This is a genomic window from Actinomycetota bacterium, assembly GCA_005888325.1.
In the GTDB taxonomy this organism is placed as follows: Bacteria; Actinomycetota; Acidimicrobiia; order Acidimicrobiales; family AC-14; genus AC-14.
In genome coordinates this window covers 1-12,835 of record VAWU01000069.1, presented here as the reverse complement: position 1 = coordinate 12,835, position 12,835 = coordinate 1, and the positions used below count along the sequence as shown (strand labels likewise).

At 71.6% G+C, this 12,835-nt stretch carries 10 protein-coding genes; 9 read left to right on the top strand and 1 reads right to left on the bottom strand.

The features are described from left to right. The first annotated feature begins 7 nt into the window (after window positions 1-7). Genes E6G06_20605 through glgB form a run of 4 tightly spaced genes read left to right on the top strand, consistent with a single transcriptional unit; the run spans window position 8 to window position 6,969 of the window. The gene (locus E6G06_20605; GenBank protein TML86448.1) at window positions 8-1,813 is read left to right on the top strand and encodes an alpha-1,4-glucan--maltose-1-phosphate maltosyltransferase; all 1,806 of its coding nucleotides are present in this window, start codon (window positions 8-10) and stop codon (window positions 1,811-1,813) included. Between the two features lie 13 nt (window positions 1,814-1,826). Further along, window positions 1,827-3,491: a maltose alpha-D-glucosyltransferase gene (gene treS, locus E6G06_20600; protein ID TML86490.1), complete on the top strand. Its 1,665-nt coding sequence runs from the start codon at window positions 1,827-1,829 to the stop codon at window positions 3,489-3,491. Further along, window positions 3,488-4,849 (top strand): hypothetical protein, encoded by a 1,362-nt coding sequence (locus tag E6G06_20595; GenBank protein TML86447.1) that lies wholly within the window; start codon window positions 3,488-3,490, stop codon window positions 4,847-4,849. The genes treS and E6G06_20595 overlap by 4 nt, the downstream gene beginning before the upstream one ends. After that, the gene (gene glgB, locus E6G06_20590; GenBank protein TML86489.1) at window positions 4,636-6,969 is read left to right on the top strand and encodes a 1,4-alpha-glucan branching protein GlgB; all 2,334 of its coding nucleotides are present in this window, start codon (window positions 4,636-4,638) and stop codon (window positions 6,967-6,969) included. The genes E6G06_20595 and glgB overlap by 214 nt, the downstream gene beginning before the upstream one ends. A 49-nt stretch (window positions 6,970-7,018) precedes the next feature. Here glgB and E6G06_20585 read toward each other — a convergent pair whose 3' ends face one another. Then, on the bottom strand, window positions 7,019-7,462 hold the full coding sequence (locus E6G06_20585; protein TML86446.1) for an SRPBCC family protein: 444 nt from the start codon (window positions 7,460-7,462) through the stop codon (window positions 7,019-7,021). 92 nt (window positions 7,463-7,554) lie between these two features. Between E6G06_20585 and E6G06_20580 the strand changes: the two genes are divergently transcribed. Genes E6G06_20580 through E6G06_20560 form a run of 5 tightly spaced genes read left to right on the top strand, consistent with a single transcriptional unit; the run spans window position 7,555 to window position 12,672 of the window. Further along, window positions 7,555-8,574, top strand: a complete 1,020-nt coding sequence (locus E6G06_20580) for a hypothetical protein (protein ID TML86445.1) — start codon at window positions 7,555-7,557, stop codon at window positions 8,572-8,574. Continuing rightward, on the top strand, window positions 8,558-9,274 hold the full coding sequence (locus E6G06_20575; protein ID TML86444.1) for a DUF4129 domain-containing protein: 717 nt from the start codon (window positions 8,558-8,560) through the stop codon (window positions 9,272-9,274). Before E6G06_20580 ends, E6G06_20575 begins: the two co-directional genes overlap by 17 nt. Further along, complete coding sequence (locus E6G06_20570) at window positions 9,271-10,380, top strand: DUF4350 domain-containing protein (protein TML86443.1); 1,110 nt, start codon at window positions 9,271-9,273, stop codon at window positions 10,378-10,380. Before E6G06_20575 ends, E6G06_20570 begins: the two co-directional genes overlap by 4 nt. Beyond that, entirely contained in the window at window positions 10,370-11,359 is a 990-nt protein-coding gene (locus E6G06_20565; GenBank protein TML86442.1) for a MoxR family ATPase, read from the top strand. The genes E6G06_20570 and E6G06_20565 overlap by 11 nt, the downstream gene beginning before the upstream one ends. Window positions 11,360-11,361: 2 nt before the next feature. Further along, a complete protein-coding gene (locus tag E6G06_20560) occupies window positions 11,362-12,672 on the top strand; it encodes a DUF58 domain-containing protein (protein ID TML86441.1) in 1,311 nt (436 codons plus the stop codon). The last annotated feature ends 163 nt before the right edge of the window (window positions 12,673-12,835 follow it).

Genomic DNA, 12,835 nt, shown 5'->3' with positions numbered 1-12,835 from the left:
CCCCACTATGCCTGTGACCGGCCCCCGCGGGTGGTATTCAGGAGGGGTGATCGGTCGCATCGTCATCGACGACGTGCGCCCGCGCACCCCGACCGGGCGCTATCCGGCGAAGGCGGTGATCGGCGAGGCGGTGACCGTCGGCGCCACCATCTTCAAGGACGGCCACGATCCCCTGGGCGCGCGGGTGCGCTGGCGACCCGTCGGCGACCGCAAGTGGCGGGACGAGCCGATGCGCCTCGTCGCGCCCGGCCTCGACCGCTGGGAGGCGGTCGTCGAGCCCACCGACCTGGGCCGCCACGAGCTGGTCGTCGAGGCGTGGGTCACCGGCGACGGCACCGCCGGTGCCGGGCACCCGACGGCGCACGCCGACGCCCACCACACGGCCTCGGAGCCCCACCCCCTCTGGGTCGACCGGGAGCGGGCGCTCGTGGGGGCCTGGTACGAGCTCTTCCCGCGCTCGGAGGGCGGCCTGCGCGGCGCCGTCCGCCGCCTCGATGCGGTCGCGGCCATGGGGTTCGACGTGGTGTACCTGCCGCCGATCCACCCCATCGGCCACACCGCGCGCAAGGGACCGAACAACACGCGTACCGTCCGCCCCGGCGACCCCGGGAGCCCCTGGGCCATCGGCGACGAGTCGGGTGGGCACACGGCGATCCACCCCGAGCTCGGCGACATCGACGACTTCGACGCGTTCGTCGCGGCCGCCGATCGCCTCGGCATGGAGGTCGCGCTCGACTACGCGCTCCAGTGCTCGCCCGACCACCCCTGGGTGCACGAGCATCCCGAGTGGTTCCACCACCGTCCGGACGGCACCATCCGCTACGCGGAGAACCCGCCGAAGAAGTACGAGGACATCTACCCGATCAACTTCTGGCCCGAGCCGTCAGCCGCACGCGCCGCGCTGTGGGACGCGTGCAAGGGCATCCTCGACTTCTGGATCGGCCACGGCGTGCGCGCCTTCCGCGTCGACAACCCGCACACGAAGCCGATCGCGTTCTGGGAGTGGCTGATCCCCGCGGTGCAGCGCGACCACCCCGACGTGATCTTCCTGGCCGAGGCGTTCACCCGGCCGCCGATGATGGCCAAGCTGGCCGAGGTCGGCTTCAGCCAGAGCTACACGTACTTCACATGGCGCACGTTCAAGGACGAGCTCATCGCGTACCTCGAGGAGCTCTGCCACGGGCCGAAGGCCGACTACATGCGGCCCAACTTCTGGCCGAGCACGCCCGACATCCTCAGCGGACCCCTCCGGCTCGGCCCGCGTGCCGCGTTCGAGCTGCGTCTGGTGCTCGCGGCCACGCTCGTGCCGTCCTACGGGGTCTACAGCGGCTACGAGCTGCTCGAGAACGCGCCGGCATCCGAGTTCAACGAGGAGTACCTGCACTCCGAGAAGTACGAGGTGAAGGCGCGCGACTGGCACCGGCCCGGTTCCCTCGCGCCGCTCATCACCCGCCTGAACGACATCCGCAGGCGCCATCGCGCCCTCGCCGAGCTCCGCAACCTCCGGTTCGTGCCGGGACGCAACGACGCGATACTCGCCTACACCAAGCGCGCGGCCGAGGGCGGCGACACCGGATTGGACACCGGATTCGACGACGTCGTGCTGACCGTCGTCAACCTCGACCCCCACCGGGCGCACGAGGACGTGCTCGCGCTCGACCTGGCCGCGCTCGGCCTCCCCGTCGACGCGCCCTTCGAGGCCCACGACGAGCTCAGCGACACCACCTACGTGTGGAGCGGCCCGGAGCCCTACGTGCGCCTCGACCCCGAGGTCGGGCCCGCCCACGTGCTGCACCTGCGGACGATCGCGTGAGCCGGGTCACGTGATGTCGCCCCTCACGCCCGACGACCGCTGGTACCAGCGGGCGGTGTTCTACGAGGTGTTCGTGCGCGGCTTCTTCGACGCCAACGGTGACGGCACGGGCGACCTGCGGGGGCTCACCGAGAAGCTCGACTACCTCGAGTGGCTGGGCATCGACTGCATCTGGCTGCTGCCGTTCTACCAGTCGCCTCTGCGCGACGGTGGCTACGACATCAGCGACTTCTTCACGTGCCTCCCCGAGTACGGCGACCTCGGCGACGCCGTGCAGCTGGTGGAGGACGCGCATCGCCGCGGCATCCGCGTGATCGCCGACCTGGTGATGAACCACACTAGCGACGAGCACCCGTGGTTCGTGGAGAGCCGCCAGGACCGCACGAACCCGAAGGCCGACTGGTACGTCTGGGCCGACGACGACCAGCGCTGGTCCGAGGCGCGCATCATCTTCGTCGACACCGAGAAGTCCAACTGGACGTGGGACGCGGCCCGCCAGCAGTACTTCTGGCACCGATTCTTCGGGCATCAGCCCGACCTGAACTACCGCAACCCCGAGGTGCAGGACGCGATGCTCGACGTCGTGCGCTTCTGGCTCGACATCGGGCTCGACGGCTTCCGCCTCGACGCCGTCCCTTATCTCTACGAGCGCGACGGCACCGGCGGTGAGAACCTGCCGGAGACGCACGAGTACCTCAAGCGCCTGCGCAAGGAGGTCGACGCCGCGTTCCCGGGCAAGGTGCTGCTGGCCGAGGCCAACCAGTGGCCCTCCGACGTCACCGACTACTTCGGCGACGGCGACGAGTGCCACATGGCCTTCCACTTCCCGCTCATGCCGCGCATGTTCATGGCCCTGCGCCGCGAGCAGCGCTACCCGATCACCGAGATCCTGGCGCAGACGCCCGAGGCACCCGACGGGTGCCAGTGGGGGATCTTCCTGCGCAACCACGACGAGCTCACTCTCGAGATGGTCACCGACGAGGAACGCGACTACATGTGGGCCGAGTACGCCAAGGACCCGCGGATGAAGCGCAACCTCGGCATCGGGCGACGTCTCGCGCCGCTCATCGACAACGACCGTCGCGTCGGCGAGCTGTTCCACGCGTTGCTGTTCAGCCTGCCCGGCAGCCCGATCCTCTACTACGGCGACGAGATCGGCATGGGCGACAACATCTACCTGGGTGACCGCGACACGGTGCGGACGCCGATGCAATGGTCGCCCGATCGCAACGCCGGCTTCAGCCGGGCCGACTTCGCCCAGCTGTACCTGCCGCCGCTGATGGACCCCGTGTTCGGGTACCAGGCTGTGAACGTCGAGGGCGAGATGCGCGACCCGAGCTCGTTCCTGCACTGGTTGCGGCGCATGCTCGAGGTGCGCAGCCACCATCCCGTGTTCGGCACGGGCAGCTTCGAGGTGCTCTCGGCCGAGAACCCCTCGGTGCTCGCGTTCGTGCGGGAGCGGCCGGCCGACGAGGACGGCGACGGCGACATCGTGCTCTGCGTCAACAACCTGAGCCGCTTCGCCCAGCCGGTCGAGTTGCAGTTGGGCCGCTTCGCGGGTAAGACCCCGGTTGAGCTGGTGGGGAGGGTCCCCTTCCCACCCATCGGCGAGCTCCCATATCTCTTGACGCTCGGACCGCACTTCTTCTTCTGGTTCGAGCTGGTTGACCTCCCTTGATCGCACCCGACGTCCTGGCCAAGGCCCTGATCGAGTTCCTCCCCCGGCAGCGTTGGTTCGCAGCCGGCGGGGCGCCGGTCGGCGACGTGGCCGTCGTCGATCTCGAGGTCCTCCGCCGGGCCTGGCCCGCGCTCGTGTGGGTCGAGGCGCGGGTGGGGACGGGAGCGTCAGGCGATCGCTACCAGGTGCTGGTGGCGCTGCGGCCGAGCGGCGAGCCCGCACCGTTCCTGCAGGGCCACCCCGACCTCACGCTCGGCGAGCTCGACACCGACGCCGGCCCCGCGTACGGCTACGACGCCCTCGTCGACCCCGACCTCGCGGTCGAGCTGGTGCGCATCATTGCGCCCGACGAGGACGTGACGCGCGCACGGCTGGTGCCGGGGGAGCAGTCGAACACGTCGGTGGTCATCGACGAGCGGCTGTTCCTGAAGGTGTTCCGCCGCCTGCATGCGGGGCCGAACCCCGAGGTCGAGGTGACGCGCGAGCTGTTCGAGCGGGCGTTCCTGCACGTGGTCGAGCCGGTGGCCGAGTGGCGGCGCGGCGACACCGACCTCGCGGTGCTGCAGGGCTACCTCGGAGGCGGTGTCGACGGGTGGGCCATGGCGCTGACCTCGCTGCGCGACCTGTTCGCGGTGCAGGAGACCCAGCCCATCCCCATCATCTCCGACACGGATCCCGTGCCCGAGCCGGTCGACCCGTCCGCCGCCGGGGGCGACTTCTCCGGCGAGGCCGAACGGCTGGGCGAGATGACGGCCGCGCTGCACGTTGCGATGGCCGACGTGTTCGGTCGGGCGCGAGGCGATGCGGGCGTCTGGGCCGACACGATCGACGATCGGCTGCGACGCATGCAGCACCGCGAGATAGATCGCGACGGAGCGCAGGCGCACATCGAGGCGCTCCGTCGGATCGACGATCCCGGACCGTCCATCCGGGTGCACGGCGACTACCACCTCGGTCAAGTCATGCGCACCGACGAAGGTTGGTACGTCCTCGACTTCGAGGGCGAGCCCGCGCTCACGATCGAAGCGCGGCGCCGGCCCACCTCGGCGCTGAAGGACGTCGCGGGCATGTTGCGGTCGTTGCACTACGCGTCGATGGTGGCCATGTTCGAGCGCGACGAGGAGCACACCACGGAAGCCGCGGCCTGGGAGCAGCGCAACCGCGAGGCGTTCCTCGCGGGGTACCTGCCGCGGGCGCGGGCCGCCGGCGTGGTTCCCGACGACCGAGCCGCGACCGCGGCGGTGCTGGCGGCCTTCGAGACCGAGAAGGCGCTGTACGAGCTCGGCTACGAGCAGGCGCACCGGCCCGACTGGGCCCGGATCCCGCTCGCCGCCCTGCGCCGCCTGTCCCTCGCGTAGTGCACGTCACCGGGCTCCGCGACCCGCACCGCCTCCTCGGGCTGCACCACGAAGGTGACCGGGTGGTCGTCCGCGCGTTTCGTCCCGATGCGACGGCCGTGTCCGTCGTGCTCGACGGCGGCACGCGCGTCGTCGCGCGTCGAGCGCAGGAGGACGGGCTGTTCGAGGCGGAGCTCCCCGGGGATCGCGGGAGCGCGCTCGCGTACCGGCTCGAGGTCGAGTACGGCGAGCACACCCTCGTGGTCGACGACCCGTACCGCTTCTGGCCCACGTTGGGCGACATCGATCTGCACCTGTTCGGAGAGGGCCTGCATCGCACGCTGTGGCGACACCTCGGCGCGCACGCGCGGGTGCACGAGGGCGTGGCCGGCACCGCGTTCGCGGTCTGGGCGCCAAACGCTCGCGGCGTGCGCGTCGTCGGCGACTTCAACGCGTGGGACGGGCGCGTCCACCTCATGCGCATGCTCGGGTCGTCGGGCGTGTGGGAGCTCTTCGTCCCGGGCGTGGGGCCGGGCGCCCGGTACAAGTACGAGCTCGTCACCGCCCACGGCGAGGTGAAGCTCAAGGCCGACCCCTTCGCGGCGGAGGCCGAGCAACCACCCGGCACCGCCAGTCTGGTGTCGACGTCGGACCACGTCTGGGGTGATGACGCGTGGCTGGCGGCGCGCGCGGCCGCCGACCCGCTCCGGCGGCCTCTCTCGATCTACGAGGTGCACCTCGGGTCTTGGCGGCGCGGCCTCGACTATCGCGCCCTGGCCGAGGAGCTGCCCCGCTACGTCGCCCACCTCGGCTTCACCCATGTCGAGCTCCTGCCCGTCGCCCACCATCCGTTCGCCGGCTCGTGGGGCTATCAGGTCACCTCGTACTACGCGCCGCTCTCGACCTTGGGCCGGCCCGACGACTTCCGCCACCTCGTCGACCGGCTGCACCAGGCGGGCATCGGCGTGATCGTCGACTGGGTCCCCGCGCACTTCCCGAAGGACGACTGGGCACTGGCCCTCTTCGACGGCACCGCGCTCTACGAGCACGCCGACCCCCGGCAGGGTGAGCATCCCGACTGGGGAACCCTCGTCTTCAACGTCGGGCGCAACGAGGTGCGCAACTTCCTCGTGGCCAATGCCCTCTACTGGGTCGAGGAGTTCCACGTCGACGGCCTGCGCGTCGACGCCGTCGCCTCCATGCTGTACCTCGACTACTCGCGTCAGGAGGGCGAGTGGGTGCCCAACGCCCAAGGCGGGCGCGAGAACCTCGAGGCCGTCGGGTTCCTGCAGGAGACGAACGAGGTCGTGTACGGCCTGCACCCCGGCGTGATGACGCTGGCCGAGGAGTCGACGGCGTGGCCCGCAGTTTCGCGGCCGACCGACATGGGCGGCCTGGGCTTCGGCTTCAAGTGGAACATGGGCTGGATGCACGACACCCTGCAGTACTTCTCGACCGACCCCGTGCATCGGAAGCACCACCACGACGAGCTGACGTTCGGGCTGCTCTACGCCTTCAGCGAGAACTTCGTGCTGCCGTTGTCGCACGACGAGGTGGTGCACGGCAAGGGATCACTGGTGGGAAAGATGCCCGGCGACGCGCCCGCGCAGGTCGCGCACCTGCGTACGCTGCTCGCCTGGATGTGGGCCCATCCGGGCCGCACCCTGCTGTTCATGGGCGGCGAGCTCGCCCAGTGGCGGGAGTGGTCGCACGACACCGGCCTCGACTGGTACCTGCTCGACGACCCCGTCCACCGGAGCGTGCACGACTTCGTCCGCGCGCTCAACCTGATCGCGCGCGACGAGCCTGCGCTCTGGGAGCGCGACTTCGACGAGAGCGGCTTCCGCTGGATCGTCGCCGATGACGCCGACCACAACGTCTTCGCGTTCGCCCGTTTCGACTCGTCGGGCGAGCGGGTGGTCGTGTGCGTCGCCAACCTGGCCGACGCGTCCTGGCCGTCGCACCGCGTCGGCCTGCCGCGCGGTGGCCGCTGGGTGGAGCTGCTCGACACGTCGGGCCCGTCGCCCACGGGCGTGCTCGACACCGAGCCGGTGCCGTGGAACGGGCTGCCGCAGTCGGTCGCCCTCGACCTGCGGCCGCTCGAGGTGATGTGGCTCGCCGGCCCCCCTCCCGTTCTCTGAACGATCGAGGTGGTCAGAGCCAACGGCGAGCGTTCAGAGAACGTGGGATTCAGGCCGAGCCCTCCACGCGCGCCTTCAGGTTGCGCAGGTTGCGCCTCCAGACCCGACGCAGGACGACCGCGCCCGCGACCGAGCCCGGCCACGCGCCCATCCACAGCGGGAAGGTGAGTCGTTCCTCCCACGTGAAGCGCGTGCGCCCGTGACGGCGGCCGTCGAGGGTGAAGCGCCCGGTGCCGGTGACGAGGCCGACGTGGCGGATGCCGATCACCCGTCCCTCGCGCCATTCGGTGATCTCCATCCGGTCGGTGAGGCGGAAGGGCCCGACGCGGGTGTCGCAGTCGAAGGTGGTGCCGACACCTCTGCGGGAGCGCGACGTGAAGTGGATGGCGATCGCGTCCTCCATCCATTCGACGTGCGATGCAATGTCGCGGACTGTCGCCCACACGCGGTCGCGCGAGGCGTCGATCGTGGTGCTCACCCGGACCCGCGACATGTCCCAGTGTTGCGTGCCCCGGTGTCGCGTTTCCCGTTGCGCGCCGGCCGACCTGGGACAATGGTCCCTCCGATCGCCGTCGAGAGGTAGTTGTGGCCGACCCGCCCCCCGAGCCGACTCCCTGGTCACCGCTCGAGCCCGCACCTGCTCCCGCGGCGCCCCCCGGCTACGTCCCACCGCCCGGCTACGGTCCGCAACCCGGCTACGGACCGCCACCTGGCTACGGACCGCCCCCGGGGTGGGTACCGCCGCCCCCGCGGCCCAAGGCCGGGAGCGCCCGCACCGGCCCGCTGCCGCTGCACCCGATGGGTGTGGGCGACATCCTCGACGGCGCGTTCAAGCTGTTGCGCGCGAACGCCCGCTCGGTGGTGTTGATCAGTGGCGCGCTCATCGTGCCGATGTCGTTCATCACCGCCTTCCTCGGGCGCCACACGCTCGGCGGCCAGAGCATCTTCTCGGTCCTCGATGATCCGTCGGCGGTCGACCAGAGCTCGGCGCGCGCCGGTGAGATCGTGCTTCTCTACGGATCGGTGCTGGCCCGCTACGTGCTGTTCCCCTTCTTCATCGGGGCCGCCCTCAGCCCGATCGTCGAGGCCTCGTACCTCGGCGGTGAGCGGACGGCCGGCGAGGCGCTCCGGATCACATCCCGCGTCCTGCCCGCGCTCATCGGGGCCTGGCTGCTCTGCCGTCTGTTGTGGACGTTCAGCGTCGTGTTCTGCATCCTTCCCGCGTTCGTCGTCAGCGCGTTCTTCGTCGTCGTCGCGCCGGCGCTGGTGATCGAGCGGCTCGGGGCGGTGGCGGCCATGCGGCGCTCGATCCGACTGGTGCGCCCGATGTTCTGGCGGGTCCTGCTCATCTCCATGCTCGCCGGCGTGATCGGGTACTTCGTCAACAACGCGCTCGGGACGGTGCCGCAGCTCGCCGCCCTCGCGATCGGCACGCAGTACGCCTGGCCGCTCCTCGCCGTCGGCGAGATCGTGGGCTCGCTCGTCACACTCCCGTTCGTGGCGATCGTCGCCGTCCTGCTCTACTACGACGCGCGCATCCGCCACGAGGGCTTCGACCTGCAGCTCATGGCGGCCGACCTGGCCCGGGGTGGCAGCGCAACGTAGGCGGGGCCTCGTTCTGTCCCGCGCCGCGCTCGTGTTCCTCGCCGCGCTCGTCGCGCTCGTCGCGCTCGCAGGCGCGCCGGCTCGCGGCGACGAGCTGCCTACGCCTCAACGATCGCCCGACGAGGTCCACCGCACCATCCGCGAGGTGCTCCGCCGCCGGGAGTTCCGGCGAGAGTCGCCGACGGTCGTCGAGCGCGCCCGTCGCTGGGTGCGCGACCAGCTCAGCCGCCTCCTCGCGTCACTGTTCCGTGGCGACCGGGGCACGGTGCTGGCGTGGATCATCCTCGGTGGGCTGCTCACGGTCGTGATCGTCCTCAGCGCGCGCTTCGCCCGCTCGATCACACCCGACGCCGGTCGTGCGATCGCGGTCTCGGTCGCGCCGCGCCGCTCGGCTGGTGAGTGGCGGGCGGAGGCCGACGCGCACGAGCGAGCAGGCGAATGGAAGCTCGCGTTGCGGGCCCGCTACCGCTCGCTCGTAGCGGACCTCGCGTCCCGTGGTCTGGTGGACGAGGTCCCGGGGCGCACCGCAGGTGAGTACCGGGCCGAGGTGGCCGAGACGGTGCCCCGTGTGGCTTCGGAGTTCGCGGGCGCCACCGAGCTGTTCGAACGCGCGTGGTACGGCAACCGCCCGACGGGCGCCGACGACGCGGCCCACTTCCGCGACCTCGAGCAGACCGTGCTCACCGGGACGCGGGCATGAACGGTCGTCGGGTGACGTGGCGTGGGTGGCTGCCCTACGTGCTCGTCGTGGTCTCGGCCCTGCTCATCGGATACGTCGGTGGAGCGCCGGACCGCGGCGGCGCGCCGCTCGACCCGACGTCGGCCGCCCCCGACGGCACCAAGGCGCTCGTCGACACCCTGCGCGCGCTCGGCGTGGAGGTCACCGTGGGGCCTGCGGCGCCGAACGCCTCGACGACCACGGCGCTGCTGCTCTCAGATCGGCTCGTCGACGCGCAGATCCGTCCCGTCGACGACTGGGTGCGAGCCGGCGGGACGCTCGTCGTCGCCGATCCCAGCTCCCATTTCTCCATCACCCGTCCGACCGGGCGCACGCTCGTGGGCTTCATCGAGCCCGAGCTCGAACGTCGGTGCGACGAGCCCGCGCTGCGTGACGTCGATCGCGTGCTCGTGCCCAACGGTCAGCTGTTGCGCGTGCCGAAGGGCGCCTTCGGTTGCTTCACCCAGGGGTCGACGTCCGCCTTCCTCGTCTCGGCTCCCGTCGGACGCGGGCGGGTCGTGCAGCTCGGTGGGGCGGGCGGGTTCATCAACTCTCGTCTCGGCAAGGTCGACAACGGTCTCCTCGCCGCCACCCTGCTCGCGCCGCGGCGCGACAGCCGCGTGGCCGTGCTCCAGCCCGCGGTCGCAGGTGACGGCGCCAAGTCGCTCACCGACCTGGTGAGCCCGCGCGTGAAGCTGGCCCTTCTGCAGCTCGCGATCGCGTTCGGGATCGTCGTGCTCTGGCGGGCGCGGCGCCTGGGCCGGCCCGTGCTCGAGGTCCAGCCAGTGCACATCGCGGGGTCAGAGCTCGTCGCCGCGGTGGGGAACCTCCTGCAGCGGGCCAAGGGCCGGCCCCGCGCCGCGGCACTGCTGCGCGACGACCTGCGACGCACCCTGGCCGACCGGCTCGGCCTGCCGCCGGACACTCCGCCCGACCGGGTGGCCGACGCGGCAGCGGCGCGCACCGGCGTCGCCACCGAGCGGGTGCGCGCCGCGCTCGAGGAGCCGCCACCCGCGACCGAGGAGGACCTCGTGGTACTCGCCCAGACCGTGGAAGCCATCCGCCGGGAGGTCACCCATGCCCGATAGCCGCGACACCGCCGCTGGTGACACCGCCGGCAGCGACCCACGCGACGCCGTGCTGCGCGTGCGCAGCGAGGTCGCCAAGGTCGTGGTGGGTCAGGACGCGGCGCTCACGGGCCTCGTCGTCGCCCTGCTCGTGCGCGGCCACGTCCTGCTCGAGGGCGTCCCCGGCGTGGCCAAGACACTCCTCGTCAAGGCGCTGGCCGCCGCGCTCGACCTCGACTTCAAGCGCGTGCAGTTCACGCCGGACCTGATGCCGTCGGACGTCACCGGTCAGGTCATCTACGAGCAGCGCGACGCGTCCTTCCGTTTTCGCGAGGGCCCGGCGTTCACCAACCTCCTCCTTGCCGACGAGATCAACCGCACCCCGCCGAAGACACAGGCGGCGCTGCTCGAGGCCATGGAGGAGCGGCAGGTGTCGGTCGAGGGCGACGCCCACCCGCTCCCCGATCCCTTCGTGGTCGTGGCGACCCAGAACCCGGTCGAGTACGAGGGCACCTATCCGCTCCCCGAGGCCCAGCTCGACCGCTTCCTGCTCAAGCTGGTCGTCAGCTATCCCACGGCCCAACAGGAGGAGGCGGTGCTCGCCCGTCACGACCAGGGCCTCGACCCGCACGACCTCGCGGCCGCCGGCGTGCGCCCGGTGGCGGGAGCCACCGACCTGGCCGCGGCGCGCAAGCTCGTGGCCGCGATCACGACCGAGGTGGCGGTGCGCAACTACATCGTCGCCATCGCCCGGGCCACGCGCGACTCCCCGTCGCTCGGGCTGGGCGTGTCGCCCCGCGGCGCGGCCATGCTGCTGTGGGCGGCGAAAGCGTGGGCATGGCTGGCGGGCAAGCCGTTCGTCACGCCCGACGAGGTGAAGGCGGTCGCCAAGCCTGCGCTCCGTCACCGGATCGAGCTGCGACCCGAGGTGGAGCTCGAGGGCGTCACCACCGACGGGGTGCTCGACGGCATCCTGGCGTCCGTCCCGGTCCCGCGCTAGCGATGCCCGTCCCGACCTGGCGGCTCCCGGTGGCGGCGGCTGCCCTGTCGCTCGTCGTGCTCCTGCTGCCGCTCCACCCTGCGTGGTTGAGCGTCGTCGGCGTCGACGGGGTCCTGCTCGCCGTCGCCGTCACCGACTGGCTGCTTGCGGTGCGACCCGCCGCCGTCTCGGTCACGCGCGAGCTCCCCGGCATCGTGCCCCTCGACGGCCGGGCCGAGGTGGTGTGGCGCGTCGACAACCCGAGCCCGCGACAGTTGAACCTGCGGCTGGCCGACGAGCTCGCGCCGTCGCTGCGCGCCGCGTCGCGGCGGGCGCGGTTGGCCGTGCCATCGGACGGCCGTGCGAGCGCGCGCACCGAGCTGCAGCCGTCGAGACGGGGCCGCTTCATACCGAGCGAGGTCGTCCTGCGCGTGGAGGGCCCCTTGCGGCTGGTCGCGCGCCAAGGCCGTCGGGAGCTTCAGGGCTCGATCCGCGTCTACCCCCCGTTCCGGTCACGCGACGAAGCCGAGCTGCGCATCAACAGGGCGCGCATCCTCGAGATCGGTCTTCGGTCGGCTCAGGGACGCGGTGGCGGCACCGAGTTCGACTCGCTGCGCGACTACTCGGTCGACGACGAGTTCCGCCGGATCGACTGGGCCGCCACCGCCCGCGCCGCCCGACCGATCGTCCGCACCTACCGCGCCGAGCGCAACCAGACCGTGGTGCTGCTGCTCGACGCGGGCCGGCTCATGGCCGGACGGGTCGACGACGTGCCCCGGCTCGATCACGCGATGGACGCGGTGATGATGCTCACCGCGGTGGCCACGCGCCTCGGTGACCGTGCCGGTCTGGTGGCGTTCGACCAACGCGTGCGGGCCGTCGTGTCGCCGGGTCACTCGCGAGACCAGCTGAGCCGTGTGACCGAGGCCATGTACGCGCTCGAGCCCGAGCTGGTGGAGAGCGACTATCGGGGCGCGTTCGCCGAGACCCTCGCCCGCTTCCGCCGTCGGGCCCTGCTCGTCGTCTTCACCGAGCTGTCCGAGCAGGCGATGGCCGAGACGCTGCTACCCGCCCTCCCGCTCGTTGCACGCGACCATCTCGTCGTGGTCGCGAGCGTGCGCGACCCGGAGGTGGTGCGGTGGGCGCGGTCGTCGCCCACCGATGGCGGCGGCGCATACCGCAAGGCGGCCGCGGTCGCCGGTCTCGACGAGCGCCGGCGGACGGTGGCGCGACTGCGCGGCCTCGGCGCGACGGTCGTCGACGCGCCGCCGGGCCGGCTCGCCCCTCAACTCGCCGACGCCTACCTGCGGGTCAAGGCGACGGGCCGCCTGTAAGCCCTTCTTGTCGTAGTTGGCCGTCCCAAGGACGGCTGCGTACGCCAAGAAGCGGCGGTCGTCGACACCCAATCGGGCAGACTGCTGCGATGGAGCCAGCAGACGTCCTCGACAACGTCCGCCAGATCGCCGACCGGTTCGCCGCCGATCGGAGGGCGCGCCA

Coding starts and splice junctions, on each gene's coding strand:
- E6G06_20605 (TML86448.1), top strand. CDS start 8: ATGCCTGTGACCGGCCCCCGCGGGTGGTATTCAGGAGGGGTGATCGGT.
- treS (TML86490.1), top strand. CDS start 1,827: ATGTCGCCCCTCACGCCCGACGACCGCTGGTACCAGCGGGCGGTGTTC.
- E6G06_20585 (TML86446.1), bottom strand. CDS start 7,462: ATGTCGCGGGTCCGGGTGAGCACCACGATCGACGCCTCGCGCGACCGC.
- E6G06_20570 (TML86443.1), top strand. CDS start 9,271: ATGAACGGTCGTCGGGTGACGTGGCGTGGGTGGCTGCCCTACGTGCTC.
- E6G06_20565 (TML86442.1), top strand. CDS start 10,370: ATGCCCGATAGCCGCGACACCGCCGCTGGTGACACCGCCGGCAGCGAC.
- E6G06_20560 (TML86441.1), top strand. CDS start 11,362: ATGCCCGTCCCGACCTGGCGGCTCCCGGTGGCGGCGGCTGCCCTGTCG.